Origin of the sequence: Marinobacterium sedimentorum (genome assembly GCF_024267675.1) — a bacterium.
In the GTDB taxonomy this organism is placed as follows: Bacteria; Pseudomonadota; Gammaproteobacteria; order Pseudomonadales; family Balneatricaceae; genus Marinobacterium_A; species Marinobacterium_A sedimentorum.
Genome location: NZ_JALDYX010000007.1, coordinates 145,474 through 171,098, shown reverse-complemented (window position 1 = coordinate 171,098; position 25,625 = coordinate 145,474). Strand labels below are relative to the sequence as shown.

Annotated in this window: 24 protein-coding genes; 16 read left to right on the top strand and 8 right to left on the bottom strand. The window is 61.4% G+C overall.

All coding sequences use genetic code 11. From position 1 onward, the window contains the following. Nucleotides 1-25 precede the first annotated feature (25 nt). The 6 genes from MRS74_RS08985 to MRS74_RS08960 form a co-directional block, all read right to left on the bottom strand. Entirely contained in the window at nt 26-1,225 is a 1,200-nt protein-coding gene (locus MRS74_RS08985) for an aminotransferase class V-fold PLP-dependent enzyme (protein WP_254579944.1), read from the bottom strand. Next, nucleotides 1,218-2,330: a tryptophan 2,3-dioxygenase family protein gene (locus MRS74_RS08980; protein ID WP_254579943.1), complete on the bottom strand. Its 1,113-nt coding sequence runs from the start codon at nt 2,328-2,330 to the stop codon at nt 1,218-1,220. The genes MRS74_RS08985 and MRS74_RS08980 overlap by 8 nt, the downstream gene beginning before the upstream one ends. Nucleotides 2,331-2,824: 494 nt before the next feature. Then, a complete protein-coding gene (locus MRS74_RS08975; protein WP_254579942.1) occupies nt 2,825-3,379 on the bottom strand; it encodes a magnesium transporter in 555 nt (184 codons plus the stop codon). A 289-nt stretch (nt 3,380-3,668) separates the two neighbouring features. Continuing rightward, nucleotides 3,669-4,112 (bottom strand): DMT family transporter, encoded by a 444-nt coding sequence (locus MRS74_RS08970; protein ID WP_254579941.1) that lies wholly within the window; start codon nt 4,110-4,112, stop codon nt 3,669-3,671. Nucleotides 4,113-4,135: 23 nt separating this feature from the next. Next, the gene (gene hydA, locus MRS74_RS08965; RefSeq protein ID WP_254579940.1) at nt 4,136-5,581 is read right to left on the bottom strand and encodes a dihydropyrimidinase; all 1,446 of its coding nucleotides are present in this window, start codon (nt 5,579-5,581) and stop codon (nt 4,136-4,138) included. Between the two features lie 101 nt (nt 5,582-5,682). Continuing rightward, nucleotides 5,683-7,185 (bottom strand): NCS1 family nucleobase:cation symporter-1, encoded by a 1,503-nt coding sequence (locus tag MRS74_RS08960; RefSeq protein ID WP_254579939.1) that lies wholly within the window; start codon nt 7,183-7,185, stop codon nt 5,683-5,685. 545 nt (nt 7,186-7,730) lie between these two features. Between MRS74_RS08960 and MRS74_RS08955 the strand changes: the two genes are divergently transcribed. The 16 genes from MRS74_RS08955 (at nt 7,731) to MRS74_RS08880 (ending at nt 23,766) form a co-directional block, all read left to right on the top strand. Beyond that, complete coding sequence (locus MRS74_RS08955; protein ID WP_254579938.1) at nt 7,731-8,519, top strand: IclR family transcriptional regulator; 789 nt, start codon at nt 7,731-7,733, stop codon at nt 8,517-8,519. A 566-nt stretch (nt 8,520-9,085) separates the two neighbouring features. Further along, the gene (locus MRS74_RS08950) at nt 9,086-9,394 is read left to right on the top strand and encodes a non-heme iron oxygenase ferredoxin subunit (protein WP_254579937.1); all 309 of its coding nucleotides are present in this window, start codon (nt 9,086-9,088) and stop codon (nt 9,392-9,394) included. Between the two features lie 11 nt (nt 9,395-9,405). Further along, the gene (locus MRS74_RS08945; protein WP_254579936.1) at nt 9,406-9,705 is read left to right on the top strand and encodes a recombinase-like helix-turn-helix domain-containing protein; all 300 of its coding nucleotides are present in this window, start codon (nt 9,406-9,408) and stop codon (nt 9,703-9,705) included. Between the two features lie 23 nt (nt 9,706-9,728). After that, the gene (locus MRS74_RS08940; RefSeq protein WP_254579935.1) at nt 9,729-10,772 is read left to right on the top strand and encodes an aromatic ring-hydroxylating dioxygenase subunit alpha; all 1,044 of its coding nucleotides are present in this window, start codon (nt 9,729-9,731) and stop codon (nt 10,770-10,772) included. Continuing rightward, the gene (locus MRS74_RS08935) at nt 10,765-11,523 is read left to right on the top strand and encodes an SDR family oxidoreductase (RefSeq protein ID WP_254579934.1); all 759 of its coding nucleotides are present in this window, start codon (nt 10,765-10,767) and stop codon (nt 11,521-11,523) included. The genes MRS74_RS08940 and MRS74_RS08935 overlap by 8 nt, the downstream gene beginning before the upstream one ends. Nucleotides 11,524-11,560: 37 nt before the next feature. Then, the gene (locus MRS74_RS08930) at nt 11,561-12,493 is read left to right on the top strand and encodes a VOC family protein (protein ID WP_254579933.1); all 933 of its coding nucleotides are present in this window, start codon (nt 11,561-11,563) and stop codon (nt 12,491-12,493) included. A 4-nt stretch (nt 12,494-12,497) separates the two neighbouring features. Next, nucleotides 12,498-13,739, top strand: coding sequence for an NAD(P)/FAD-dependent oxidoreductase (locus MRS74_RS08925; RefSeq protein ID WP_254579932.1), 1,242 nt, complete (start codon nt 12,498-12,500; stop codon nt 13,737-13,739). Between the two features lie 48 nt (nt 13,740-13,787). Next, nucleotides 13,788-15,044, top strand: coding sequence for an MFS transporter (locus MRS74_RS08920; protein WP_254579931.1), 1,257 nt, complete (start codon nt 13,788-13,790; stop codon nt 15,042-15,044). Between the two features lie 78 nt (nt 15,045-15,122). After that, complete coding sequence (locus tag MRS74_RS08915; protein ID WP_254579930.1) at nt 15,123-15,644, top strand: cupin domain-containing protein; 522 nt, start codon at nt 15,123-15,125, stop codon at nt 15,642-15,644. 2 nt (nt 15,645-15,646) lie between these two features. Continuing rightward, nucleotides 15,647-16,528, top strand: a complete 882-nt coding sequence (locus tag MRS74_RS08910; RefSeq protein ID WP_254579929.1) for an alpha/beta fold hydrolase — start codon at nt 15,647-15,649, stop codon at nt 16,526-16,528. After that, nucleotides 16,525-17,319, top strand: coding sequence for an SDR family oxidoreductase (locus tag MRS74_RS08905; RefSeq protein WP_254579928.1), 795 nt, complete (start codon nt 16,525-16,527; stop codon nt 17,317-17,319). Before MRS74_RS08910 ends, MRS74_RS08905 begins: the two co-directional genes overlap by 4 nt. A gap of 11 nt (nt 17,320-17,330) precedes the next feature. Continuing rightward, nucleotides 17,331-18,122 (top strand): aspartate dehydrogenase, encoded by a 792-nt coding sequence (locus MRS74_RS08900; protein WP_254579927.1) that lies wholly within the window; start codon nt 17,331-17,333, stop codon nt 18,120-18,122. A gap of 11 nt (nt 18,123-18,133) precedes the next feature. Beyond that, on the top strand, nt 18,134-19,600 hold the full coding sequence (locus tag MRS74_RS08895) for an aldehyde dehydrogenase (protein WP_254579926.1): 1,467 nt from the start codon (nt 18,134-18,136) through the stop codon (nt 19,598-19,600). Between the two features lie 36 nt (nt 19,601-19,636). After that, nucleotides 19,637-21,280, top strand: coding sequence for a thiamine pyrophosphate-binding protein (locus tag MRS74_RS08890; RefSeq protein WP_254579925.1), 1,644 nt, complete (start codon nt 19,637-19,639; stop codon nt 21,278-21,280). Between the two features lie 229 nt (nt 21,281-21,509). Beyond that, nucleotides 21,510-22,919, top strand: a complete 1,410-nt coding sequence (locus tag MRS74_RS08885) for an aspartate ammonia-lyase (protein ID WP_254579924.1) — start codon at nt 21,510-21,512, stop codon at nt 22,917-22,919. A 160-nt stretch (nt 22,920-23,079) separates the two neighbouring features. Continuing rightward, entirely contained in the window at nt 23,080-23,766 is a 687-nt protein-coding gene (locus tag MRS74_RS08880; RefSeq protein WP_254579923.1) for a nucleotidyltransferase family protein, read from the top strand. Nucleotides 23,767-23,896: 130 nt separating this feature from the next. On the opposite strand, the gene MRS74_RS08875 is transcribed toward MRS74_RS08880, so the two are convergent. Together MRS74_RS08875 and pcaF are read right to left on the bottom strand one after the other, a co-directional pair. Continuing rightward, nucleotides 23,897-24,295, bottom strand: coding sequence for an acyl-CoA thioesterase (locus MRS74_RS08875; RefSeq protein ID WP_254579922.1), 399 nt, complete (start codon nt 24,293-24,295; stop codon nt 23,897-23,899). A 123-nt stretch (nt 24,296-24,418) separates the two neighbouring features. Beyond that, nucleotides 24,419-25,624, bottom strand: a complete 1,206-nt coding sequence (pcaF, locus tag MRS74_RS08870) for a 3-oxoadipyl-CoA thiolase (RefSeq protein ID WP_254579921.1) — start codon at nt 25,622-25,624, stop codon at nt 24,419-24,421. Nucleotide 25,625 lies beyond the last annotated feature (1 nt).

Below are 25,625 nucleotides of genomic sequence, written 5' to 3'. Positions count from 1 at the left end.
GCCTGGATTAAGCGTCCACTGCCCGTCACCGCGGCTTGGGGACAGGCGCTGTGGGAAGCGTACGCAGGCAGTTTAGAAGCCGGTCTATATCCTTGTAATCGTGATAGGCGCCAAAGCCGAAGCGCAGCCGCTGGCCGCGACTGTCGCTGTGGATGCCCTGCTGTTTCAGTTGCTGCACCAGTGCGGCGGCGCCCGCTGCGGGCAGTTCAATGGTCAGAAAGTGGCCGTGGGGCCGTCCTGCCTCATGGACCCAGCGCCCGCCCTGAAAGCAAGCAACCGGCTGATCCAGGCCCGCCAGGAAGCGTTGCTGCAAGGCGCTGACATGCGCGTGCAGTTCACTGATGCCAATCCTTTCACGTTCATAGAGTCCCAGCACTGCATCCAGCCGGTAAAGGCCGGTTGGGTCGAAGGTGGCACCGGCGAAGCGGCGGCCGTCCGCGGCGTAGTCAACCCGGCTGCCGGGCTGGTCGAGGTGTTCAAAATCGGCGAACCAGCCGGTGATCGCGGGGCGCAATCTGCAGTCGGGCGGTACATGCATGAAACAGCAGCCCTCGCCTCCCTGGGCATATTTGTAGCCGCCGGCCAGGTAAAACACGCGCTCCAGCAGCGGTCCCGGTGCAAACGGCAGCGCGGCAAAGCCGTGGTAGGCATCGATTGCAACGAGGCAGCTGCGCGGGGCAGCCGCCGCGATCTCGGCCAGGTCGGTAACCACCAGGCCTGAGTCGAAAAAGACCTGACTGAAAAACAGCAGATCCCAGGGTTGCTGGCGCAGCGCGGCCAGCATGCGGGGCGCGAATTCGCCTATGGGTTCGCTCGCAATGCGGGTGACCTGGCACCAGCCGGTTTCCTCCAGTCGGCGAATCTGACGTGAAAAGCTGTGAAATTCCGCGGTCGAGGTCAAAATCTGCACCTTGCGGTTCAGAGCCAGGCAGGAGAGCAGCCGCACCAGCAGCTCGTGTGTGCTGGGGGCGAAACAGAGCTGCCGCGGGCTGTTTGACCCCAGCAGTGTGCCGATGCGCTGCTGCAGCCGGGGGATCAGGTCGCTGTGCAGCGAGGCCCATTTGTCATCGACCTGCAGTGCGGCATGGTCCCAGTATTGCAGCATCGCCTCGCGCGTCACGTCCGGCCAGTAGTGGTGACTGTGGGCGGTAAAATGCAGCTGACCCGGATGGGCCTGCAGGAAGCGACGGTAGTATTTTTTATAACGAGCACCTGAGTCAGGCATCGCGGTGCAGGGTGCTGAAATGAAAATCCAGCAGCTGGGTCAGCTCCGCTGGCAGCGGTGCCAGTTTGGAGCGGGGCAGCAGGTAAGAGGCGAGGTTGAAAAAGTCGCCAAATATCTGCGTTCGTTCGGCGCTGGTGCGCAGGTAGTCGTGCCCCGATGAGCCGCCGGTACCGATACGGCGGCCGAGCATCCGCTGCACCATAAGGGCATGGCGATAACGCCAGGCGGTCAGCTGTTCATCCACTTCCACCAGACGTTTCAGCAAGCCAAAGGGCTGCTGCAGCAGTGGCTCGTCACGGTACAGGTAGATAAAGAGCGCGGCCTGAATGGCGCGGTGTGACAGCCGCACCAGACCCTGTGTCCGTTGTGACTCGTAGGCTTCGGGCAGAAACAGACTGTCGAACTGCTGCCGGGTTTGTGTCAGCTGCGCCAGCTGTAGCTGTTTGTCGTCGGCAGAGAGCAGCGGGTGCGTTTCGATCAGCTGCCGGTCGGATGCAAGGCTGGCTTCGATACTGTCGCGATAGCTGGACCAGAAGTCGTAGTGCTTGTCCTGCAAGAACGGCATGCGTGCCAGCCAGGCATCGACCCGGTCGAACAGGCTGGGCTCAGTTTGCAGCCTGCGCAGGTAATGGGCGTCGGCGGGCTTGAAACGCTGATAGAAGGCGCAGGCGCTGAAGGCGGTACGGTCCTGCTCGCGCAGCCCGAGCTTTATCTCGATGGCGCGAAACTGCAGGCTTTGAAAGCCGGAGGCCGGCACCAGCAGGTCGCGAAATTCCAGAAAATCCTGCGGCGTCATGGTTTCGATCACGCCGATCTGCTCGACCAGCAGGTGCTGAATAACGCTGATCCGTTCCAGCTTGGCGCAGATGCCTGCCAGTCGGCGTTCATCGAGCCTGGCCTCCCCGAAAGCCCGCAGCACGGCATCAAGCTCATGCAGAATCTGTCTAAACCAGAGCTCATAGGCCTGGTGCACTATGATAAACAGCATCTCGTCATGGGCTTCGCTGCCCTGCCGGCGACTCAGCGGTGCCTGGGCGCCGAGCAGTTGCCCGAGCTGCAGGTAGTCCCCGTAATAGAGATCCGACGGCTGTGCCTCTGTCGTCATGCTGCCTCCTGAGCTGATGTTTGATAGCCGGTGCCTGATACCCCGAGCTTGATGCCCTGAGCTTGGAGCACTGAGCTTGATTCCCCTAGCTTGAAAGAAATCGCCCGCAGCTTCGGGCTGCCTGGCTGCAGGTCGTCGTTTCAAGTATAGGGGAGGGGGAGCCGCACGGGGCTCTGCAGGCTCTGTGGGAAAAGGGGTGTGGATAACTGTTTATGTATAAATTGATGCGTAATGCCTGTGGATTTTACCCACAAAAGCACTGGGCAAGGCTGTTGATAGCCTGGGGGTAAGCTCCGTTCACTTGATGGAAAGGCCCGCATTTAAAAGGATCTGGCCCGGTGCACAGTATCTGCACTGTGCCTTGGAAAAATGAGCCGCAGAAGAGGCCGATAATGGCGCTGTGAAAACTTGTGCAGGGCTTTTCCACAGCAGCATTGTAGGGCGTAGCGGCTGGTCGCGCCGCCCGCCGTTTTCTTGCGAGATTCTAGATGGTACTAGATGGTGCGTTTGAACTGATGCCATTTCTGCTGCCAGCTAACCACCCAGTGTGGTGTTCCATCGCTGGTGCCGGCGAGTTTAAGGCGCGGATGCTGTTTCACCACATGATCCAGAATATCCTCCTGGTCCGGTTCGACATCGACGAAAAAAACATGCTTGCCGTGCTTTAGCAGGCGTTTGAAGCGGCGAAAACGCGAATTGGGTTCCTGGAGGCCGAAGAAACCGCCTTCCCAGGTGCAGAATCCCAGGATAACGACCGCGAGGAAGACGAAGGGGATCCAGCCGGCGGCGGTTTCAGTCCAGCCCATGCCGTAGGCGATGCCCAGCAGCAGTGCGGCCAGCACGACACCGATGGCGGCACCAATTTCGCCGGAGTGTACAACATCCTGTTTCATGAACGAGACCACCTTCGGCAGGTGGTGCTGTTCGACTGCGGCTTCATTTTCGCTCAGCACATGGATCTGTTCCGTGTTGATACCCTTGGCTTCCAGCTCGTGCTCGACGGTTTCAAGTTCGTCGAGATTGTCACTGATGTAATAGTGCCGGTTCATGACACACCTCCAGCGGGTTGGCTGAGATCTCCTGTTCTCGATTCGTATAGCGTCTTTGGCAGGGCGCGGGCTGAGCCAAGTAGGCAATGCGCTTGCCAGCTTTAAGTATAGCAGTGGCTTTAGTGTCGGCTTGCCGGAGGATAATGGGCCTTAAGGGTGGGTTTTTTTGTAACCTTTTGATAAAAATAGATTTTTAATATGGAGTTTTAAGTGTGCACCCGCTTGGGCAGCAGGATGAACGGGCGCGCAGTTCAGGCGCACCTGTCCTTTATGGTGACCTATGCCGGGATCAAAAACGGCGGATCAGCAGAGCACCTGTGAGTATCAGTGCAACGCCTGCCAGGCGTCCGGGTGTAATGGCCTGGGGCGTAAAGCCGAACAGGCCGAAGCGATCCAGCAAGAGGGCACCGGTCAGCTGGCCGGCGATGACCAGCGCCAGCGCAAGGGTTGCACCTATGCGCGGCGCAAAAATGATCAGGGTAGTCACATAAAAGGCACCCAGCAGCCCTCCGGTCCAGGACCAGGCGGGTGCCGCACGCAATGCCTCTAAGCCCGGCCAGGGCAGCCGCAGACCTATGCAGCAGAGCATAAGGGCAAGGCTGCCGACGATGAAGGAGGCGCCGGACGCCCAGAGGGCGAAACCGGCGTTACGGGCCAGGGTGGAGTTGACGCCGATCTGCAGCGCCAGCATGCCGCCGGCCAGCAGTGTCAACGGAATTCCAATCCAGTTCATGACTTCTTTCCTTGGGGTCGTGTTTAGCGGTCGCGCTGCACCGGCACAGGTGCTTCCAGTTCGCGCTTTTTGGCCATGGCGTCAAACACCGGAGCAAAGGCGGGGCGATGGAGATAACGGCCGGCGCCTTTCTCGGCCCTGAGTTCGCCGTTGCACCAGACCAGCTTGCCCTGGCTCAGGGTATGGCTGGGAATGCCGGTGACTGTGCGGCCTTCGAAGATGTTGAAGTCGATATTCTGATGGTGGGTTTTGGCCGAAATGGTGCGGGTGCCGGCGGGATCCCAGACCACCAGATCGGCATCGGCGCCTACCGAGACCGAGCCCTTGCGCGGGTAAAGGTTGAAGATCTTGGCAGTATTGGTGGAGGTCACCGCAACAAATTCGTTCATCGTCAGGCGACCCTTGTTGACGCCCTCGTCCCAGATAACGGCCAGGCGGTCTTCAATGCCGGCGGTACCGTTGGGGATCTTGGTGAAGTCGTCCTTGCCGGCGGCTTTTTGCTCGGCACAAAAACAGCAGTGGTCGGTGGCGGTGGTCTGCAGATTGCCGCCCTGCAAGCCCTGCCAGAGTGCTTGCTGATGCTGTTTTGAGCGAAACGGCGGGCTCATCACATGGGCGGCGGCAAACTCGAAGCTCTCGTTGCGATAGACACTGTCGTCGATCGCCAGGTGGCCTGCGAGCACTTCACCGTAAACGCGCTGGCCATCGTTGCGGGCGCGGGTAATGGCATCCAGTGACTCCTTGCAGGATACATGCACTATATAGATAGGCACATTCATCACCTGGGCGATCTGGATGGCGCGATTCGCCGCCTCGCCTTCCACTATGGGGGGGCGCGACAGCGGGTGCGCTTCGGGGCCTGTCAGGCCGCGGGCCAGCATTTCCTGCTGCAGCTGGAACACCAGCTCGCCATTTTCGGCATGCACCGTGGGCATGGCGCCGAGCTCCACCGAGCGGCGAAAGCTCTTCACCAGAATTTCGTCGTCCGCCATGATGGCGTTCTTGTAGGCCATGAAATGCTTGAAGCTGTTAACGCCGTGATCCTTGACCAGGGTTTCCATGTCGGCGGCTACCGAGTCGTCCCACCAGGTAATGGCCACATGGAAGCTGTAGTCCGAGGCCGACTTGGCGGACCAGTCGCGCCACTGCTCATAGGCTTCCATCAGGCGCTGGCCGGGGGCCGGGATTACGAAGTCGATAATGCTGGTGGTGCCTCCCGCCAGGCCCGCCGCCGTGCCGGTGTAGAAATCATCGGTGGCGACGGTGCCCATGAAGGGCAGCTGCATATGGGTATGGGGGTCGATGCCGCCTGGCATGATGTACTGACCGCTGGCGTCGATGACCTCGGCGCCGGTGGGTACTTCCAGATGCTCGCCGATGGCGGCGATCAGGCCATTTTCACAATAAACGTCGGCCCTAAAGCTGTGGTCGGCGGTCACGACTGTACCACCACGGATCACGATGGACATGGGTCTCTCCTTCCTTCTTCTTTAAAACAATCAAGAGCCTGAAACAGTCAGTCGGCCTGTGACGGTCGGGGCCCTTTGCGGGCTCCGGCCGTCATCGGGCTTCAGTTACCCTGGGCCAGGCCCTGGGTGACGGGCGCAGGCTGCTTGCTGGCGGCAACCCAGTACACCAGGCCGCCGAGAATGGAGCCGGTAAACCAGCCGTACTGATAGAACCAGTTCAGGTAGCCGGTGCTGATGGAAAACAGCGTCAGGGCCACCGGTATGCCAAAGGCGGTCAGGCCCGCGGGATTGAAGCCGCGATAGATGCCGTGGGTCTTGTACAGTTCAGGCAGGTTCAGGAACTGACGCTTGATGACGAAATAGTCGACGATCATGATGCCGGCAATCGGCCCCAGCAGGCTGGAGTAGCCCAGCAGCCAGCCGGTATACATGGCCTCGACACTGACATCGGACTCGATGATGCCGAGCTTTTTCAGCAGCTCCCAGCCCATCAGTACTATGCCCAGGGCGCCGGTCAGCAGCACGCCGCGGGTCTGGTTGATTTTCTTGGGGGCTATGTTCTGGAAATCATTGGTCGGCGAGACGATATTGGCGGCGGTGTTGGTGGACAGGGTGGCGATGATGATCATGATCATGGCGATCACGACCCAGACGGGGCTGTCGATCTTGCCGATCAGGTTGACCGGGTCCGAAATGGTTTCGCCCACCAGGCTGGCGGAGGCGGCGGTGAGTACAACGCCCAGGGACGCGAAGAACAGCATGGTCAGGGGCAGGCCGATAATCTGGCCGGTGATCTGGTCCTTCTGTGATTTAACGTAACGGCTGAAGTCCGGAATATTCAGGGACAGGGTGGCCCAGAAGCCGACCATGGCGGTCAGTCCACCGAAGAAGTAACCCCAGAAAGAGGCACCTTCCGGACGTTTGGCGGGAATCTCCAGCAGCTCGGTGATGGATACCTGGGGCATGGCCCACATCATCAGGCCGATACTCACACCCAGCAGCAGCGGAGCGGACAGGGTCTCCAGGATCTTGATGGATTCCGATCCCTTGATGACGATAAAGAGGTTCATCACCAGGAACATGAAGAAGCCGATGACCTCGCCGGTACCGCCCAGGCTCTCCCAGCCGGGAATCAGGGTCGAGAAGAGTATATGGATGGCCACGCCGCCGAACAGTGTCTGGATGCCGAACCAGCCACAGGCCACCAGGGCGCGAATCAGGCAGGGGATGTTGGAGCCCAGAATACCGAAGGACGAGCGCAGCAATACCGGAAAGGGGATGCCGAACTTGGTGCCGGCATAGGCGTTGAGCGTCAGCGGAATCAGCACCACCAGGTTGGCCAGCAGGATGGTGATCAGGGCCTCACTCACCGACAGACCGAAATAGGCGGTGAGCACGCCGCCCAGGGTATAGGTGGGTACGCAAATGGCCATGCCGACCCAGAGGGCGGCGACGTTCCAGGTCGACCAGGTACGCTCGCTGATCCGGGTGGGGGCTATATCCTCGTTATAGTGGGCGCTGTTGCGCACGTCCGGGCCTGTATTGAGTTCATAGAACTCACCCACCTGGACGGCGGTTGAGGTACGGGGAGACTCGGTGCTCATGATGCATCCTCTTTTTTTGTTATAAATGCTCCCGGTGCCGTCTGGACGCAGCCAGGCAGCCGGGTATCGGTCGGAGATCGGGGCTTGCGGGTGTTGCTCAGTGCGCGCTGCTGGTCATCATCCGGCAATCGCCAGCTGCAGACATCAGGTTACAGCGCCGGGCGGTGCCGGGCTTCGCGGACGGGTGGGGCTATGGGCGCTGCCGGGGAGGTAATGTGCCGGCTGCAGATTTGCGGTGCGGTATAAGGTTCTGAACACGATCCTGTCTCCGTCTTGGCGAGCCTGGGTGTTTATCCGTTACCGTTAATCGCCGGTGAATCGGACAAGAGGCCCTGGCTGTTGTTTGTTATTGTTGTTTTACCTTTTGGTCAATATATAACCTGAAAACTGACCGGGCAAGGTAATTTTTCCAAAAGGTCAAAAAATTGATCTGCCGCTTATTGGCGCAGAGTCTTCCAGGGCGTGGGCTTCAATTGACAGCTTCAGGGGCGCGTGATCCAATCGCAGGTCGTTTTGGCAGTGTTCGCAGTGGGTACAGGCAGATCATGGAAACAGATGACCGTTATATAGTCCCGGGTCTGGTCAGGGGGCTGGCTGTGCTGCAGCAGTTCAGCAAAACCAACAGGGAAGTGTCTATATCCGAACTGGCGGAGGCGATTGGCGTCAATCGCTCCAGTACCTTCAGGCTCGTTTATACCCTGGAACACTGTGGATTTATAAGGCGCATCGGCGACAGTAATCGCTATACCCTGAGTTCGCGTATTCTGGATCTGGGGTTTCAATACCTCTCCAGCCTGGAGCTGCTGGAGCCGTCGCGGCCGATTCTGGAGCATCTGCGCAACCAGACAACCCTGGCGAGCCAGCTGCTGATTCGCGACGGCCGCAATACCGTGATTGTCGATTGCTTCCAGGCCACCGGGCCTTTCACCAGTACCGTATCGGTGGGCACACGCTGGCCTGCCCACGCCACAGTTACCGGGCAGCTGATGCTTTCGACCCTGTCGGACGAGGCGGTTGTAGCGCTGTACCAGGATTTCAGCTTCGATCGTTTTACCGAAAGCACTCCCGCCAGCCCCGAGGCACTGCTGGAGCGGGTGCGCAGTTATCGCGGGAAGGATGCAGCGATCGCCTGGGGGCATTTTAATCCCGGCATGGCGGCCTGCGTTGCTCCGGTTTTCAGTGTGGAAGACCGGCGTATCGTTGCCGCGGTCTCCGTCAGTTGTCCGCTGGGTAGCCTGTCCCGTGACGAGTTTGATGGTCGTATCCGGGATGAGGTCGTCAAGGCGGCGCAGGATCTGTCGCGTACGCTGAGCCTGCATTCGTCGCAATTTTAAGATTCCAGCACCGGTGGCGACTCTTTCCGTGAGTCGCGAGCCGTCCATTGGCCTGCATCTTCCTTCCTTATTAACTCGAGGGTGCTGCCGTACCTCTTAAGCTGAGGCCCCCGACCCTGGCGCACACCGGTATCCGGCCGGGGCGCCGGCGATCATGCCTGGTTTCTCATCCCCGTTTCGGGTTTGGTGTTATCAGCGCCATCTCCTGTTCATTCCCTGTCATGCTTTCGAACTGAGTCGCAGGCGATACACTGAATTTTTGTGTTTGAACAGAAAATTCAAGTTTTAATGAAAAAGTCTTGTTTTTCCGCTTGTTAGCCTCCGTCGCTCGCTCTTTCTGCTGACCTATCTCGTCATCCGGTGCGGAGGAGTTGCGCCTGGAAGATGTTTTTATAGTCGTTAAATATTTGTTTTATATGTATTTATTTTTATTCTTGGGCATTTTTGATGCTGTGATCGGGAGCTATGGTCCTGTCTTCCTCCTGGGGTTGACTTGGATTTTGAGTGGCGGTAATCTTGTTCGCATATAAGACGAGTGTTTATATATAAAACAAAAGGTGGTCGAGATGAACTGGGTGTCAGTTTGCAAAGTGGGGCAGGTATCGGAAGACAGCCCGTTTTCAGTCAAGGTCCAGGACAGGGCGCTGGGTGTGTTCAAGGTGGAGGATGGCTTCTATGCCATCGAAGATATCTGCCCCCACGCCTATGCCTTGCTGACCCAGGGATTCGTTGAAGGCCGCACCGTCGAATGTCCGCTGCACGAAGCGATTTTCGATATCCCCACCGGCAAGCTGGAAAGCGGCCCGGGCTGTCGCAACCTGAACATTTACCCGGTGCGGGTCGACGGCGACGACATTCAGCTGCAACTGGCATGAGGAGACACAGCATGACCGAGTACAACCCCAAGCTAGCTACCTGGTTCCGGAATGAGCCCAACACCGAAGCCGGCATCAACAACATTCAGGTGCCGGGCCGGGCCGAGAATATTGTCTGGCAGACCCGCCACCGCGAACCGAGCCGCTACGAAGACGCGCTGGTAGCCCACCTTGAAGCAGTTTTCGCCACCGGCGTGGTGGGGCTTGATGAGCTGGTTGGGGCGCTGAACGCGCGCGGTTCGCGCACCGAAGCCTCGGCCCTCTGGAGCGCGGACAGCTTCCAGGCCGAGATGGCGCGACTGGGTTACTGAGCAGAACAGGACAGGGGATTACCATGAACGACAAGCAATCGATCGAAAGCTATCTGGACCTTGGGCTGCGCAACCGCTGGTATCCCGTGGTGGCCAGCTGGGAAGTGGCCACCAGCCCGGTGGGCATTACCCGCCTGGGTGACAATATAGTGCTGTGGCGTGACCGCGATGGTCAGGTGCATGCACTGGAAGACCGCTGCCCGCACCGCGGCGCGCGCCTGTCCCTGGGCTGGAACCTGGGCGATCGTGTGGCCTGCTGGTACCACGGTGTTGAGGTCAGGGGTGATGGCGAAGTGGCCGATGTGCCGGCCATCAGTAACTGCCCCATGAGCGGCACCAAATGCGTGCGCTCCTACCCGGTGATTGAAAAGCATGGCGCTGTCTTTGTCTGGTTCGGTCTCGATGCCAGCAGTGTGCCGGATGACCTGGTATTGCCCGAACAGCTCGAAAGCGACAACTGGAGCAGCTTCCTCTGCACCGCCGACTGGGCCTGCAACCATCGCTATGCCGTCGACAATGTGATGGACCCGATGCACGGCAGCTACCTGCACGGCAGCTCCCACTCCATGGCCGAGGGCGAGCGCAGCGCCGATATGCGCGTGGTTGATACCGAGCACGGCTTCAGGTTCGAAAAGGTCGGCCAGAGCGGCGTCAACTTCGACTGGGTCGAGTTCGGCGACAGCGGTACTTTCTGGCTGCGTCTGTCGATCCCCTATCAGCAGAAGTTCGGTCCCGGTGGCGAATTCTGGATCGTCGGTCAGGCGACTCCGATCGATGCAAACAACACCCGCGTCTTCTTCTGGCGTGCCCGCCAGGTGCAGGGCTGGCAGCGCGACACCTGGCGTTTCCTGTATCGCAACCGGCTGGAAAAACTGCACTGGGATGTGCTGGTGCAGGATCAGATCATCCTCGAGCAGATGGCACCGGATGCCCGCAACCATGAATTCCTTTATCAGCACGATGTGGGCCTGTCACGGCTGCGCCGCCTGATGAAAAAGATGGCCCAGCAGCAGCTGGCGCAGATCGAAGCGGCTGCGCCCTGCAAAGAGGCCGGAGCCGATGCATAACCTGCTGCAGGGCAAGCGTCTGCTGATTACCGGTGCCGCGCGCGGGCTGGGGCTTGATTTCGCCCAGGCGGCCTGTGCCGCCGGTGCCCGGGTGGTGATGGCCGATATCCTCGACGAGCTGGTCGAGAAGGAAGCCGGCGCGCTGGCCGAGCAGGGCTTCGATGCGGTTGCCGTGCGGCTGGACCTGGCGGACCCTGCGTCCATCGAGTCGGTGGCGCAGTTCTGCGCCCAGCGGCTGGGCGCGGTTGATGGTCTGGTCAATTGTGGCGCTATCGCCACCGGTATCGGCGGCCCCGATATGTGTGAGCTGGAAATCGATACCTGGGATCGCGTGATGACGGTGAATGTGCGTGGTACCTGGCTGATGAGCCGGGCGATGGTGCCGCACCTGGCGGCGTCCGGCGCCGGCAAGATCGTCAATATCGCCTCCGATACCGCGCTCTGGGGCGCACCGCGGCTGATGGCCTATGTCGCCAGCAAGGGTGCCGTTATTTCCATGAGCCGGTCGATGGCGCGGGAGCTGGGCGAGCAGAACATCTGCGTCAACACCATCTGTCCGGGTCTGACACTGGTGGAGGCGACGGCCTATGTGCCCAGGGAACGTCACGAACACTATATCAACGGCCGTGCCATCGCGCGCGAGCAGGTGCCCGAGGATGTTACCGGCAGCGTGCTCTACCTGCTGTCGGATCTGGCGGGCTTTGTGACCGGTCAGACGTTGCCGGTCAATGGCGGCTTTGTCTGCAACTGATCGCCCTCAACGAACGCAGCTTAATAGAGAGATGACTATGAAGATCAAGGGTATCGAAGAGTTAAGGTTCGGCGTCGAGGATATCGAACAGGCCCGCCAGTTTCTGAGCGACTTTGGCCTCGCCCCCGGCATCAGCGATGTGCAGGATGCGGTTCTGTTTCACACCCAGAACCAGAGCCGCCTCTACCTGTACGACAAGCACGACTCGCGCCTGCCGCCCGCCTTTGAAGACGGTTCGACGCTGCGTACTCTGGTCTGGGCGGTCGAGCAGGCATCCGATCTCGATGCCCTGGCCGAGCGCCTGGCCGATGTCCCCGGCTTTGCCCGCGATGCGGATTCGGTCAGCTGTCTGGACCCCAACGGCATGTGCCTGCGTTTTCAGTTGTCGACCCAGGTAGCGGTGGAACTGATTGTGCCTGGCATCAACCAGCACGGCGATATCCGCCGCGTCGATGCACCCAGCCCCGTCTACGACCGGGCTCGGCCGATCGGCATCGGCCATGTGGTGTTCTTTGTTGAAGACCTCGACGGTGTAGAGGCTTTCTACCGCGAGAAACTGGGCTTCCAGGTGTCAGACCGCTATATCGGCAAGGGCGTTTTCATGCGTGCCAGCGTGGAAGGGCATCACCACGATCTCTTCCTGCTGCGGGTGCCAAACAAGCCGGCCGGCCTCAACCATGTGGCCTTCACCGTGCGTGATATCCACGAGGTGATCGGCGGCGGCATGGCGATGAACCGCAAGCAGTGGTCCACCTTCATAGGCCCCGGGCGTCACCCGATTTCCTCGGCCTATTTCTGGTACGTGAACAGCCCGCTCGGCGGGGCGTTTGAGTACTACACCAACGACGACTACCTGACCGCTGCGTGGCAGCCCCGTACCCTCGAACACAGCCTGGAACTCTTCACCGAGTGGGCCGTGGAGGGTGGTCTCGACGGCAATACCCGTCGCCAGGTCGTAACCGGAGGTTAACCCCATGACCAACAGCATTTCCCGCATTCTGATCATCGGTGCCGGCCAGGCCGGCGCCTGGGCTGCCCATACACTGCGCCAGAACGGATTCGATGGTGAGCTGGCACTGGTCTCCAACGAAGAGTCGGTGTTCTACGAGCGCCCGCCGCTGTCCAAGCAGGTGCTGGCCGGGCAGATGGATGCCGCAGCGACCCAGCTGTTTTCCACCGAGGCCATCGAGGCGATGAACATCGAGTGGCACAAGCCGGATACGGCGGTGGCGATTGATCGGACGCGCAAGGAAGTGCGCCTGGCCAGCGGCAAACTGCTGAGCTACGACAAGCTGATGCTGACCACCGGCAGCCGTGCCCGGGTGCCGGTCAAGGCCTGGGCCGAGATCGACGGCGTCCATACGGTGCGCACCATCGCTGATGCAGCGCGTCTGGGCGCAAAGCTGCTGCCGGGCCGCAGACTGGCCATTATCGGTGGCGGCTGGATCGGCCTGGAAGTGGCTGCCACGGCGCGCAAGCAAGGGCTGGATGTGGTGGTGTTTGAGCTCGGCGAGCGGCTGTGCGCCCGCAGCGTGGCGCCGCAGGTGTCCGACTTCCTGTATCAGCTGCACAGCGATCAGGGTGTCGATGTGCGCCTCAGTTGCGGCGCCATCGATCTGGCAGGCGCCGCTGATGGCGCTGTGCGGGTGTCCGCCGCTGGCGCAGTGGCCGGTCTGTTTGATGCCGTGGTGGTCGGCGCTGGTGCGGAGATCGCCTCTGAGCTGGGGCGTGAAGCCGGTCTTGATACCACCTCCGGGCTGGTGGTGGATGCCTGCGGCAAGACGTCCGATGCCGATATCTATGCTGCCGGCGATGTCGCCATTCATCCGGAGCTGGGGTACTGCATCCAGTCCTGGGCCAACGCTCAGAATCAGGCGATCTCGGCGGCGCTCTCCCTGCTGGGACAGGACAGGCCCTATGCGGATGTGCCCTGGCTCTGGTCAGATCAGTATCAGTGCAATATCCAGATCCTGGGAGCCGCCGGCAGCGGTGAAGGCACCGATATCCGCCGGGTCTGCGGCGACAATCAGCAGTCCTTTATCCGCCTGGATGCCGAGGATCGTCTGGAGTCGCTGATTGCGGTGAATGACCCGAAACTGATCAAGCTGGGCAAGCGCTGGATCAAGGCGGGCATGAAGCTGCCGGCCGAGATACTGGCGGACCCTGCGCAGAACCTCATGACGCTAAAACCTTATGGGCTGATAGCGCGCAGATAGGCCCCCGGGCTGTGCATGACAACGCGATAAGAATAAACAGGTACTAGTATGCAAACTTTGAAAGGTGATATGGCCGTTGCGAGCATGCCAACAACCGGCTCCAATCTGAAACACTGGTCGATATCCGGCGTGCTGATGATTTGCGTCGTGTTGGCCTTTTTCGACAAGATCAGCATCGCAGTGCTCTTTTCCGATCCGACCTTCCAGGCGGTGATGGGCATCGGTGATGACAAGACCAAGCTGGGCTGGCTGATGACCAGTTTTCTGCTGGCCTACGGATTCTCGTCGATCTTCCTCAGCATGGCCGGCGATCTGGTCAATCCCAAAAAATGCCTCACTGCCTGTGTTGTTCTCTGGGGCCTGCTGATGGCGCTGATGGGAATGGTCAAGAGCTATGAGCAGTTGCTGGTGCTGCGGGTGCTGCTGGGTGTCGCCGAAGGTCCGCTGTTCGCGCTGGCCTATACCATCGTCAAACAGTGCTACAGCCCGCATCAGATTGCCCGTGCATCGACCATGTTCCTGCTGGGTACGCCGATTGGCGCGGCCCTGGGTTTTCCAATTACCGCCTATGTTCTGGCCAACTACGGCTGGCAGATGACCTTCTTCGTGATGGCTGTGCTGACGGTGCTGGTTGTGGTTGTCGTGGTGCTGGGCCTGCGGGATGTGCAACTTAAAACCGGCGCCGAGCTCAACGCCGGCAAGAAGAAGATGGACTGGCAGCAGCATGTCGACAACTGCAAGGTGCTGTTTGGCGCGCGGGCTTTCTGGGCCGTCTGCCTGTTCAATACGGCGTTGCTAACCTACCTCTGGGGCCTTAATGGCTGGCTGCCGAGCTACCTGATCGAAGCCAAGGGCATCAACCTGAAAGAGTTCGGTTCCATCTCGTCGCTGCCATTCATCGCCATGCTGTTCGGTGAAATTGCCGGCGCCTTCCTGTCGGACAAAACCGGCAAGCGTGCCGCCCAGGTCTTTGGCGGCCTGCTGCTGGCCGGCATCGCCATGGCCGCGGTGCCTCTGGTTGAAAGTCCGATGCTGACTATTCTGGCCATGTCCATCAGTGCCATGAGCTGGGGTTTTGGTGTGGCATCAGTCTTTGCCCTGCTGGCCCGGGTCAGCCCGGACAATGTCAGTGCCACGGCCGGTGGCGTCTTCAACGGCTTTGGCAATTTTGCCGGTGCCGCGGCTCCGGTGCTTATGGGCTATATCGTGACCCAGACCGGGGATTTCGATAACGGCATCATGTTCCTGGTGGTCATTGCCATTGTCGGCTCCCTGGTACTGCTGCCACTCATCAAAAAATACTGAGTTTTACTTCCGTCCCGCCAGCCCTGAACCGGGCGGGCAGGGGTAACTGTTGCCGTTAAATAGCGAGAGGATACGGGCATGACGCTTAAATTCGAAGGTTGGGTAAAGCCGCAAGACACATCCCTGGGGGACTGGCTCAGCGGCCGCATTGCCCGCTTTAGCGATCGCACCTACGATTTCGACGCCCTGAAATTTCAGGCCGATTACGATCCCAAGTATCGCCGCGCCCAGATGCGCTACATGGGCACCGGTGCCACCGGTGTCAGTGCGGACAGCAACGCCGTGCAGGCCGAGAATTTCACCTTTTCGACCATGATGCTGCCTGCCCAGTGTGAAGGCCCGCTGCACGTGCATGATGATGTCGAGGAAGTGTTCTTCATGCTGCGCGGCACCATCAATCTGTTCGTTGAACACAATGGCGAGCGGTTCGAGACCACGTTGCGTGAGCGCGACCTGATCTCGATTCCGCCCGGCATCTACCGCGGCCTGTTCAACCCGGGCCAGGAAGACGCCCTGATGTGCGTGATGCTGGGTACGTCCAAACCGCAGATCCCGACCTACCCGCAGGATCACCCACTGTCCCAGATCAAGCGGGGCTGAGCATGAACGGGTCCGCACTGATCGACAAGCTGAATCGCTTCCCGCTGCAACAGGTGACGGTGAACGGCCGTCGCCTGGCGTATCGCGAGGCAGGGTCCGGGCCTGTGCTGCTGCTGTTGCACGGTATCAGTTCGGGTTCCGGCTCCTGGGTCCAGCAGCTCGAATCCCTCAGCGCCCAGTACCGGGTGATTGCCTGGGATGCACCGGGCTACGGCGGCAGCGATGCGCTGGCCACCGATACCCCGACGGCGATGGACTATGCCGCGGCCCTGCTGGCGCTGGTGGATGCGCTGGCGCTGGCGCAGCCGCTGCTGGTCGGGCACTCGCTGGGTGCGCTCCAGGCCTCGGCCTTCGCCGGTATGCATGGCGACCGGCTGTCGGGCCTGGTGCTGGCCGATCCGGCGCAGGGCTACGGTCAGGCGGACCCCGCCACGCAGCAGGATATCTTTCGCAAGCGCCCGGCCATGCTCGAAGCCCTGGGGGCCGAGGGCCTGGCGCGGGAGCGCGCACCGGCGCTGCTGTCGCCCAAGGCGAGCGCTGAAAAGGTGGCACTGGTGGCCGATGGTATGCAACGGCTGAATATGGCCGGCTTTAGCGCCGCGTCCTGGCTGCTGGCGCACGATGATATCTGGCGCTACCTGCCGGACTATCAGCGCCCGCTGCTGGTGCTGTGCGGCGACGAAGACAGTATTACCCCGCCGGCGTCGGCGGTGGCACTGGCCGTAGGCTGCAACAAGGCAGGCTATGTAGCACTGCCCCAGGCCGGTCACGCCAGCTATATCGATGCGCCCGAGGCATTCGCCGCGGCCATCGCTGATTACGCACAGGGCCTGGCTTGCGCCCAGGGTCTGGGCCAGAGCGCTTTTTCTGGAGGCGAACAATGAGCTTTAATCTAACCGGCAAGGTCGCTGTGGTGACCGGTGGATCCTCCGGCATCGGACTGGAAACCGTCCGGCTTCTGCTTGAGGAAGGTGCCAAAGTCGCCTGGTGTGGCCGCAACCCGGAGCGCCTGGCGGAATCCGAGCGCCGGATGCGGGACCTGTTCGAGCAGGGCGAGATACTGACCTTCGCCTGCGATGTGCTCGACCGTCGTCAGGTCGATGCCTTCGCGGCCCAGGTGCGGGAAGCCTTCGGCGGCGCCGATCTTCTGATCAACAATGCCGGCCAGGGACGCGTCAGCTCCTTTGCGCAAACGGCCGACGCCGACTGGCTGGCCGAGGCCGAACTGAAACTGTTCAGCGTGATTAATCCGGTGCGGGCCTTTCAGCCGCTGCTGGAAGCCTCCGACTGCGCCTCCATCACCAATGTCAACTCGCTGCTGGCGCTGCAGCCCGAGCCCCACATGATCGCCACCTCGGCGGCGCGGGCCGCGCTGCTGAACCTGAGTCACTCGCTGGCCCACGAATTCGCCGGCAAGGGCGTTCGCGTCAATTCCATTCTGCTGGGCATGGTGGAATCGGGTCAGTGGCGCCGTCGCTTTGAAGATCGCGGCGATAAGTCGATGGACTGGGACAGCTGGATTGCCGCCATCGCGGCCAAGCGTGGAATCCCCATGGGACGCCTGGGCAAGCCCGAGGAGCCGGCCCGTGCGCTGGTGTTCCTGGCATCGCCCCTGGCGTCTTTCACCACAGGCGCGGCACTGGATGTGTCCGGCGGCTTTAACCGGCATCTTTGAGGAAAGCCTGCATGAAACAGTTGATGATGATCGGTTTTGGCGCCATGGCCCGCGAAGTGGTCGCGCTGCTGCCGGAAGAGCTGAAGTTGCACTGGCTGGTGGTACCGGCTGACAGCGTTGAACAGGTCCGCCCGCAGGTCGCAGCCGGCGTACAGGTGATCAGCGAGATCGACGCCTGCAACGGCACGCCGGACCTGGTGGTTGAATGCGCCGGCCAGGGCGCGATCCGTGAACATGCCGAAGCCGTGCTGAGCCGGGGCTGGGACCTGGGCGTGATCTCGGTCGGCGCCTTTGCCGACAGCGCGTTGCTGGACCGGCTGCAAAGCGCTGCCGTGGCGGGCAAGGCCCACATCCATGCCCTGGCCGGCGCCATCGCCGGTATCGATGGCCTGGCGGCGGCGAAAGAGGGTGGCCTGGACGAGGTGGTCTACTGCGCGCGCAAGAGCCCGAAAAGCTGGAAAGGCAGCCCGGCCGAAACCCTGGTCGATCTGGACAGCATTACCGAGCCCAGGGTGTTTTACCGCGGCACGGCCCGGGAAGCGGCACTGCTGTTTCCGGCCAATGCCAATGTGGCGGCCACCATCGCCCTGGCCGGTGTCGGCATGGACGACACCCGGGTCGAGCTGATGGCCGACCCCGGCATCGAGCGCAACCAGCATCTGATCCGCGCCCGTGGCCGTTTCGGTGAAATGAAAATCGAGCTGTCTGGCCTGCCGCTGGAGAGCAACCCGAAAACCTCGACCCTGGCAGCGCTGAGTGTTGTGCGCGCCTGTCGTCACAGTACTTCGGCCCTGCTGATCTGAGGAGCATCGACATGACCAAGCCTATTTTTATTGCAGGTGAGTGGAAACTGGGACGCGGCCCCGTGCGTGCGACCTATTTCCCGGCCGATGGCAGCCTGAATGCCGAGATTGCCACCGCCAGCGCCGAGGATGTGGAAGAGGCCGTGCAGGCAGCAGAGCGCGCCTGGCGGGCGCCCCAGTGGCGCAACAGCATGCCCCATGAGCGCGCCGCGGTACTGTATCGCGTGGCGGATCTGATCACCCAGCGCGTTGACGAACTGGCAGCCATGCAGACCCGTGACAACGGCAAGCCGCTGGCGGAAACCCGTGGCCTGGTCATGAGCGCCGCCGCCACGGCACGCTATTTTGCCGCCGCCTGCGAGACGCTGGATGAACAGCTGCCGGCCCAGCGCTCGAGCGAGTTCATGACCCTGAGCGTGCATGAGCCGCTGGGCGTGATTGCCGCCATCACGCCCTGGAATTCGCCCATTGCCAGCGAGATGCAGAAGATAGCCCCGGCGCTGGCCGGCGGCAATGCGGTAGTGCTCAAGCCCGCCGATGCCACACCGCTGGCGGCGCTGGCGCTGGCCGAGCTGTTCGAGGAAGCCGGCCTGCCCAAGGGGTTGCTGAGTGTATTGCCGGGTCGCGGCTCGGTGGTGGGTGAAGCCCTGGCGGCCCATCCGCTGGTGCGCAAGATCTCCTTTACCGGCGGCACCGGCACCGGGCGTCATCTGGCCCATGTCGCCGCCGAGAAACTGATTCCGACCTCGCTGGAGCTGGGCGGCAAGTCGCCGACCATCGTCTTCGACGATGCGGATCTTGAGCTGGCCGCCAAGGGCGTGGCCTACGGCATCTTCAGCTCCTCCGGCCAGGCCTGTATCGCGGGCTCAAGGCTGTTTGTCCATGCGAGCGTTTATGGCCGCTTTCTGGATCGGCTGCTGGAGCTGACACGCAACCTGCGGGTCGGACATCCGGAAGCGCCAGGCACCCATATGGGCCCGCTGATCAGCGAGGCGCATCTGGAATCCGTGGCCGCTTTCGTCGAGCAGGCGAAGGCGCAGGGCGGCGAGATCCTCTGCGGTGGCGCGCGCCTGACCGAGGGCGATCTGGCCCGCGGCAGCTACTACCCGCCGACCATCATCAGTGGCCTGAGCAATAGAGCCAGCGTCTGCCAGGACGAGATTTTCGGCCCTGTACTGGTGGTGCTGAAGTTCGACGATGAGGCGGATCTGCTGGCCCAGGCCAACGACAGCGTATTCGGCCTGGCCGCCGGCATCTGGAGCGAGGATTTCCGCCGCGCCTGGCGTTTTGGCCGCTTGCTGGAAGCCGGCACCATCTGGATCAACACTTACAAGAAGTTCTCCATTTCGGCGCCTTTTGGCGGCTTCAAGGAGAGCGGTCTGGGCCGCGAAAAGGGACGACTCGGCGTGCTCGAGTACATGCAACAGAAGAGTTTGTACGTTGGCCTCAGTGATAACCCCAATCCCTGGTGCAACTGACACCTTCGCCCCCTCTACAAGAACAGGTAAACAGCCATGTCTGCAGAAAAAATTACCGTCGGCGAAGTGGTCGCCCGCATCCTCGAAGCCCACGGCGTTGCCAACGTCTATGGCGTGATTTCCATCCACAACCTGCCGGTAGCCGATGCTATCGGCCGTCGCGGCCAGATCGCCTTCGTGCCGGCCCGCGGTGAAGCCGGCTGCGTTACCATGGCCGATGCCCATGCGCGTTTCGCAGGTCTGGGCGTGGCCCTGACCAGCACCGGCGCCGGTGCCGGCAACGCCATCGGCTCGCTGATTGAGGCCTGCAATGCCGCCAGCCCCGTACTGCATATCACCGGCCAGGTGGAACGCGAATATCTGGATCGCGATGCCAGCTTCATCCATGAAGCCAAGGACCAGCTGACCTTCCTCAAGGCCAGCAGCAAGGCGGCGTTTCGCATCAGCCATCCGGAAAGCGCCGCCGGCATCGTGCGTGAAGCCATCCGCATCGCCCGCAGCGTGCCGATGGGGCCGGTGAGCATCGAGATTCCGATTGATGTCCAGGCGGCGCAAATCGAACTGCCGGCGGACCTGGGCCCGATTGAGCCCGCGGCGCTGCCGGTGCCCGCGTCCGCCGAGCTGGAAAGCCTGGTGGTGCAGCTCAAGGCCGCCAAACGCCCGCTGTTGTGGATCGGTGGCGGTGCCGCCGGCTGCGAGGCGCAAGTAAAGGCGCTGGCCGACAAGGGTGTGCCGGTGGTGTCCAGCACCCACGGCCGCGGCATACTGCCGGACAGCCATCCGCGCAGCCTGCGGGCTTTTCACAACAGCGCGTCGTTCAAGGATCTGTGCAGGGACAGCGATCTGGTTATCGTGGCAGGCTCGCGTCTGCGCAGCAACGAAACCCTGACCTACTCGCTGGAGCTGGGCCAGACGCTGGTACAGATCGATGCACATGCCGCGGCACAGAATCGTAACTACCGTGCCGATCGTTTTATCTGCGCTGATGCCAGGGTCGCGCTGGCGTATCTGGCCGATGCCCTGAGCGACGGTGAAAAGGTTGATGCGGACTATGATCGCGCTATCGCCCTGGCGGTGGAGCAGTCAGTGGCAGCGCTGAGCGATCAGGTGGGCAACTATGCCGGCATCTGCAACGCACTGCGTGAAGCCCTGCCCGAGGATGGCATCCTGGTGCGTGACATCACCATCTCCGGCAGCACCTGGGGCAGCCGCCTGTTCGAGATCAACGGGGCGAACCGCAATATCCACTCACTGGCCGGCGCCATCGGCCTGGGCCTGGCCCATGCCATCGGCAGCGCCGTCGCCAATCCGCGGAAAAAGGTTGCGGCCATTGTCGGCGACGGCGGCCTGATGCTCGGCATCGGCGAGATGGCCACCATGGTGCAGGAAAACACCGACCTGGTGCTGATCGTCATGAACGACGGTGGCTACGGCGTGATGCGCGGCATCCAGAACAGCTACTTCGGCGGTCGGCAGTACTACAACGAACTGCATACGCCCTGCTATCGCGATGTCGGCACCGCCATGGGCATGCCAAGCTGGCAGGTGGGTTCGGTCGAGGAGTTCGCCACTGCCATCAGGGACGCCATCGCCATCGACGGCCCCGCCGTGATCGAAGTGGACATGCACCGGGTTGGCCCGCTCAACTTCGCAGGTCCCCCACAGAAAAAGCTGTATTGATTGGCGTGAGGGCGTGAGGATATGTCCTGTAGGAGCTCGCTCTGCGAGCGAATGATTCTGCCGGCCTCTGCCGGCTCGCCCGGAGGACCGGGCTCCTACAATCGTCACGCCTAATGCCTAATGCCTAATGCCTAACCATTTTCAAGCCACCCGTCCGGAATCGCCGCACTGATACAGATTCCGGACGGGTCTTTTCTTTATATTCACACAATCTTGCGAGAACCCAATGATGTCGGACCCGAACGTAGCCGCGGTGCGGCTGGAAAAGGACCTGCTGGGCGAGCTGCCCGTGCCGGCGCAGGCCTATTACGGCATTCAGACCCTGCGTGCCTGCAACAATTTTGCCCTCAGCGGCGTGACGCTGCAGCATTTTCCGCGTCTGATCGTGGCGCTGGCCATGGTCAAGCAGGCGGCGGCCCAGGCCAACGCCGAGCTGGGCTCGCTGGATGCGGACAAGGCCCGCGCCATCCAGAGCGCGACCCAGGCGATCATTGCCGGCGAATACCATGACCAGTTCGTCGTCGACATGATCCAGGGCGGCGCCGGCACCTCCACCAACATGAATGCCAACGAGGTGATCGCCAATGTCGGGCTCGAGTTCATGGGGCTGGAAAAGGGCGACTACAAGGCACTGCACCCCAATAACGACGTCAACCTGTCCCAGTCCACCAACGATGCCTACCCGACCGCGGTGCGCCTGGGGATTCTGCTCAGTCACAGTGACCTGGTGGGCTCCCTGGTTTCCCTGCGCGGCGCCTTCAGCGCCAAGGCCGAGGAATTCAAAGGCGTTATCAAGATGGGCCGCACCCAGCTGCAGGATGCGGTGCCCATGACCCTGGGGCAGGAATTCAAGGCCTGGGCCAGCACCCTGGGTGAGGATATCAGCCGTATCGCCGCGCTGTCGGAGCTGCTGACAGAGGTCAATCTGGGCGGGACCGCCATCGGCACCGGCATCAACGCCGATCCGCGTTACGGCACCCTGGCCATCGCCCAGCTGTCGCGCATCAGCGGTATTTCTCTGCGCCAGTCCGAGGATCTGATCGAGGCATCCTCCGACATGGGCGCCTTCGTGCTGTTCTCCAGCATGCTCAAGCGCCTGGCACTCAAGCTGTCCAAGATCGCCAACGACCTGCGCCTGCTGAGCATGGGGCCGCGCGCCGGCATCAACGAGATCAACCTGCCGGCGCAGCAGCCTGGCAGCTCTATCATGCCAGGCAAGGTCAACCCGGTGATTCCGGAGGCCGTGAACCAGGTGGCCTACCAGATCATGGGGCATGATCTCGCCATCTGCATGGCGGCGGAAGCAGGCCAGCTGCAGCTCAACGCCATGGAGCCGCTGATCGCCTACAACATTCTTGAACAGATGCGCCTGCTCAAGCGCGCCATGCAGATGTTCGAGGAAAAATGTATTGTCGGCATCAGCGCTAATGAAGCCCACTGTGCCTCGATGGTGCATAACAGCATCGGTATAGTTACGGCGCTCAACCCCTACCTTGGGTATGAGAACGCCACCCGCATCGCCAAACGGGCACTGCAGGAAAGCCGCAGCGTGATCGAACTGGTCGAGGAAGAAGGCCTGATGGCGCCGGAGCAGCTTCGCGAGGTGCTGCGGCCCGAGCGCATGATCGCCAGCGTCTAGCTGCCTGATGAATAGTCGCACACTGATTCCATGCCGGCCCCGGGCTACCCCGGGGTCGGCATTTTTGTGTGCGTCAAAGTTGCCGGCCTGAAATTGTTTGCGCAGTGCACGGGATTTAAAAGGATAAGAGTATAGTGGCCAGCTGAACTCAGATCAGATAATGACGATGCCGGAAAATACCGAGATACAGGCTGGGCGACTTGGCCGGAACGTTGCAGAAACAGGCGACAGGGTGCTGGCGCTGGTGATGGCGGCGGGCCGGGCGCGGCGTTTCGGCACCGACAAACGGCAGGAAAAGCTGCTGCAAGATTGCACGCTGCTGGCCGCTACGGTGCAGTCCATGGCGGCGGCATTCAATAGTGTCCGGGTGGTGATTCGAAGCGATGACGACCCTGCAGAACTGGGGCTGGCGTCGGCAACACAAGTCGTCTGTTCCCCCCGTGCCGATCAGGGCCTGGGTTTCAGTATCGCGGACGGATTCAGGGCGCTGTACGGATCGCAGGCAACGGCGGCGGCCGTGCTGCTGGGGGATATGCCCTGTATCGAACCCGAAACCTTTGCCATGCTGGTCGAGCAGGCGGCAGCGGATCGCATCGTCCGCCCTGAGTATCAGGGCAAGCCTGGGCATCCGGTGATATTCGGGCGCAACTTCTGGGATGAGCTGGCACAGTTGCAGGATGAAGAGGGCGCGCGGTCGGTGATCCAGCGTCACCCGGAGGCCTGCATGCGTATCAGGGTCGATGACCCCGGCGTGCTGATGGACGCCGACCGGCCCGAGGATCTGCAAGCGCTGCGCGAACGCCATCAGAGCATGAGGGGTGCTGGAAATTCTGCAAGCGACTCCTAACAAGTCGTTGCGACAGCGGTAGCGGTTGTGCCGCCCGGTATCATGGGTATAGGCCCGCTATGACTCTGCTTACGCCTTGGCGGGTGAAAAAATGAGCGCGCTAAAGCACTGTCAAGCATGCACCAGTGCACTAGCTTGCATGGGTTATCCAATACGGAGTCAACAGGGACCTTTCGAGGTCAGGTACGCGCATCGGTTTGCGGGTCTCCATATCCAGTGCCACGATGGTCGTGTGTGCCTGCACGCACCGCTGTTCATTCTGCCAGAGCTCCTGTACGAAGCAGATGGAGCTGTTGCCTATTTTTTCAACGGCCGTGCGCGCAGTCACCAGCGATCCCCAGTGGAGTTCCCGGCTGAAATTAATGTTCAGGTTCACCACCATGGTCGGAATCCGTACTCCGAGTTCCTCACGAAACAGCGCCGCCCGCCCATCCGCCAGCCAGACGGGGATCACGGTGTTGTTTATATGTCCGCGCATATCGGTTTCGCTGAAGCGCGGTTTGATCGATGCTTCGAAATAGGGGAACATTTTCCTGTCCTCATCAGGGGTAAATCTATCAACCCGACGGGATAGCAGGTTATCAGTCGGGTTAACGGAGGCGTCCATGCCCCTGGGTTCTGCCAGTCCATGCGCAACGATGCCGGAGCCAGGTTAGAGGCGTTCGATAATGAGGGCTACGCCCTGGCCCACGCCGACGCACATGCTGCAGAGGGCGAATCGTCCTTTCTGGTGTTCCAGTTGGTTCAGTGCGGTTGTAACCAGGCGTGCGCCTGAGGCGCCCAGCGGATGGCCAATGGCGATGGCGCCGCCGTTGGGATTGACCCTGGGGTCGTCGTCCTGCAGTCCCAGGCGTCGGCAGACGGCAATGGCCTGCGAGGCAAAGGCTTCGTTGAACTCGATGACGTCCATCGCATCGATGCTCAGGCCGGCCAGCCGCATCACCTTTTCCACCGCCGGTACCGGACCCATGCCCATGACGCGTGGGGCGACACCGGCGGTGGCCATGGCGACGACCCGGGCGCGCGGAGTGAGCCCGTGCAGCTTCGCGGCGGCAGGGGTGGCCATCAGTAGCGCGCAGGCACCATCGTTAATACCAGACGAGTTGCCGGCCGTGACGGAGCCGCCTTCTCTGACAACACCCCGCAAGCCTGCGAGCACCTCGGGTGAGGTATCAGGCCGCGGATGTTCGTCCATTGTTATCACCTGTTCCGGTTTGCGCGGCTGTTTGACTGTGACTTCCATGATTTCGCCGGCGAAGAAGCCGGCATCCTGTGCCCGCTTCCAGCGCTGCTGGCTGCGCAGGGCAAAGGCGTCCTGATCTTCCCGGGATACAGCTTCCTCGTCTGCAACGTTTTCAGCCGTCAGAGTGAGTGCATCGACCCCGTGCATCGACTTCATTTTGGGGTTCACCAGGCGCCAGCCGATGGTGGTATCTTCCAGTTGCTGAGCACGACCGAACGCCTTGTCGGCTTTGGGCAGGACATAGGGCGAGCGACTCATGCTCTCAACGCCGCCGGCAATCAGCAGCTGTGCTTCGCTACAGCGCAGCGTGCGAGCTGCACTTCCCACCGCATCGAGCCCCGAGCCGCAGAGGCGATTCAGCGTGGCGCCTGGTACCGAGATCGGCAGACCGGCCAGCAATGCGGCCATGCGGGCGACGTTGCGGTTATCCTCACCGGCCTGGTTGGCGCAGCCGTAGATCACATCGTCGACCAGGCTCCAGTCCAGGTGCGGGTTACGCTTAACGAGTTCCTGAATCGGCAGCGCTGCCAGGTCATCGGTGCGGATCGACGACAGACCGCCGGTGAAACGGCCAAAGGGGGTGCGAATTGCATCGCAAATCAAAGCTTCTGACATC

Bases quoted from the DNA above. Each gene is read 5' to 3' on its own strand.
- MRS74_RS08985 (WP_254579944.1), bottom strand. From the start codon at position 1,225: ATGCCTGACTCAGGTGCTCGTTATAAAAAATACTACCGTCGCTTCCTG.
- MRS74_RS08980 (WP_254579943.1), bottom strand. From the start codon at position 2,330: ATGACGACAGAGGCACAGCCGTCGGATCTCTATTACGGGGACTACCTG.
- MRS74_RS08975 (WP_254579942.1), bottom strand. From the start codon at position 3,379: ATGAACCGGCACTATTACATCAGTGACAATCTCGACGAACTTGAAACC.
- MRS74_RS08970 (WP_254579941.1), bottom strand. From the start codon at position 4,112: ATGAACTGGATTGGAATTCCGTTGACACTGCTGGCCGGCGGCATGCTG.
- hydA (WP_254579940.1), bottom strand. From the start codon at position 5,581: ATGTCCATCGTGATCCGTGGTGGTACAGTCGTGACCGCCGACCACAGC.
- MRS74_RS08960 (WP_254579939.1), bottom strand. From the start codon at position 7,185: ATGAGCACCGAGTCTCCCCGTACCTCAACCGCCGTCCAGGTGGGTGAG.
- MRS74_RS08955 (WP_254579938.1), top strand. From the start codon at position 7,731: ATGGAAACAGATGACCGTTATATAGTCCCGGGTCTGGTCAGGGGGCTG.
- MRS74_RS08950 (WP_254579937.1), top strand. From the start codon at position 9,086: ATGAACTGGGTGTCAGTTTGCAAAGTGGGGCAGGTATCGGAAGACAGC.
- MRS74_RS08945 (WP_254579936.1), top strand. From the start codon at position 9,406: ATGACCGAGTACAACCCCAAGCTAGCTACCTGGTTCCGGAATGAGCCC.
- MRS74_RS08940 (WP_254579935.1), top strand. From the start codon at position 9,729: ATGAACGACAAGCAATCGATCGAAAGCTATCTGGACCTTGGGCTGCGC.
- MRS74_RS08935 (WP_254579934.1), top strand. From the start codon at position 10,765: ATGCATAACCTGCTGCAGGGCAAGCGTCTGCTGATTACCGGTGCCGCG.
- MRS74_RS08930 (WP_254579933.1), top strand. From the start codon at position 11,561: ATGAAGATCAAGGGTATCGAAGAGTTAAGGTTCGGCGTCGAGGATATC.
- MRS74_RS08925 (WP_254579932.1), top strand. From the start codon at position 12,498: ATGACCAACAGCATTTCCCGCATTCTGATCATCGGTGCCGGCCAGGCC.
- MRS74_RS08920 (WP_254579931.1), top strand. From the start codon at position 13,788: ATGCAAACTTTGAAAGGTGATATGGCCGTTGCGAGCATGCCAACAACC.
- MRS74_RS08915 (WP_254579930.1), top strand. From the start codon at position 15,123: ATGACGCTTAAATTCGAAGGTTGGGTAAAGCCGCAAGACACATCCCTG.
- MRS74_RS08910 (WP_254579929.1), top strand. From the start codon at position 15,647: ATGAACGGGTCCGCACTGATCGACAAGCTGAATCGCTTCCCGCTGCAA.
- MRS74_RS08905 (WP_254579928.1), top strand. From the start codon at position 16,525: ATGAGCTTTAATCTAACCGGCAAGGTCGCTGTGGTGACCGGTGGATCC.
- MRS74_RS08900 (WP_254579927.1), top strand. From the start codon at position 17,331: ATGAAACAGTTGATGATGATCGGTTTTGGCGCCATGGCCCGCGAAGTG.
- MRS74_RS08895 (WP_254579926.1), top strand. From the start codon at position 18,134: ATGACCAAGCCTATTTTTATTGCAGGTGAGTGGAAACTGGGACGCGGC.
- MRS74_RS08890 (WP_254579925.1), top strand. From the start codon at position 19,637: ATGTCTGCAGAAAAAATTACCGTCGGCGAAGTGGTCGCCCGCATCCTC.
- MRS74_RS08885 (WP_254579924.1), top strand. From the start codon at position 21,510: ATGTCGGACCCGAACGTAGCCGCGGTGCGGCTGGAAAAGGACCTGCTG.
- MRS74_RS08880 (WP_254579923.1), top strand. From the start codon at position 23,080: ATGACGATGCCGGAAAATACCGAGATACAGGCTGGGCGACTTGGCCGG.
- MRS74_RS08875 (WP_254579922.1), bottom strand. From the start codon at position 24,295: ATGTTCCCCTATTTCGAAGCATCGATCAAACCGCGCTTCAGCGAAACC.
- pcaF (WP_254579921.1), bottom strand. From the start codon at position 25,624: ATGTCAGAAGCTTTGATTTGCGATGCAATTCGCACCCCCTTTGGCCGT.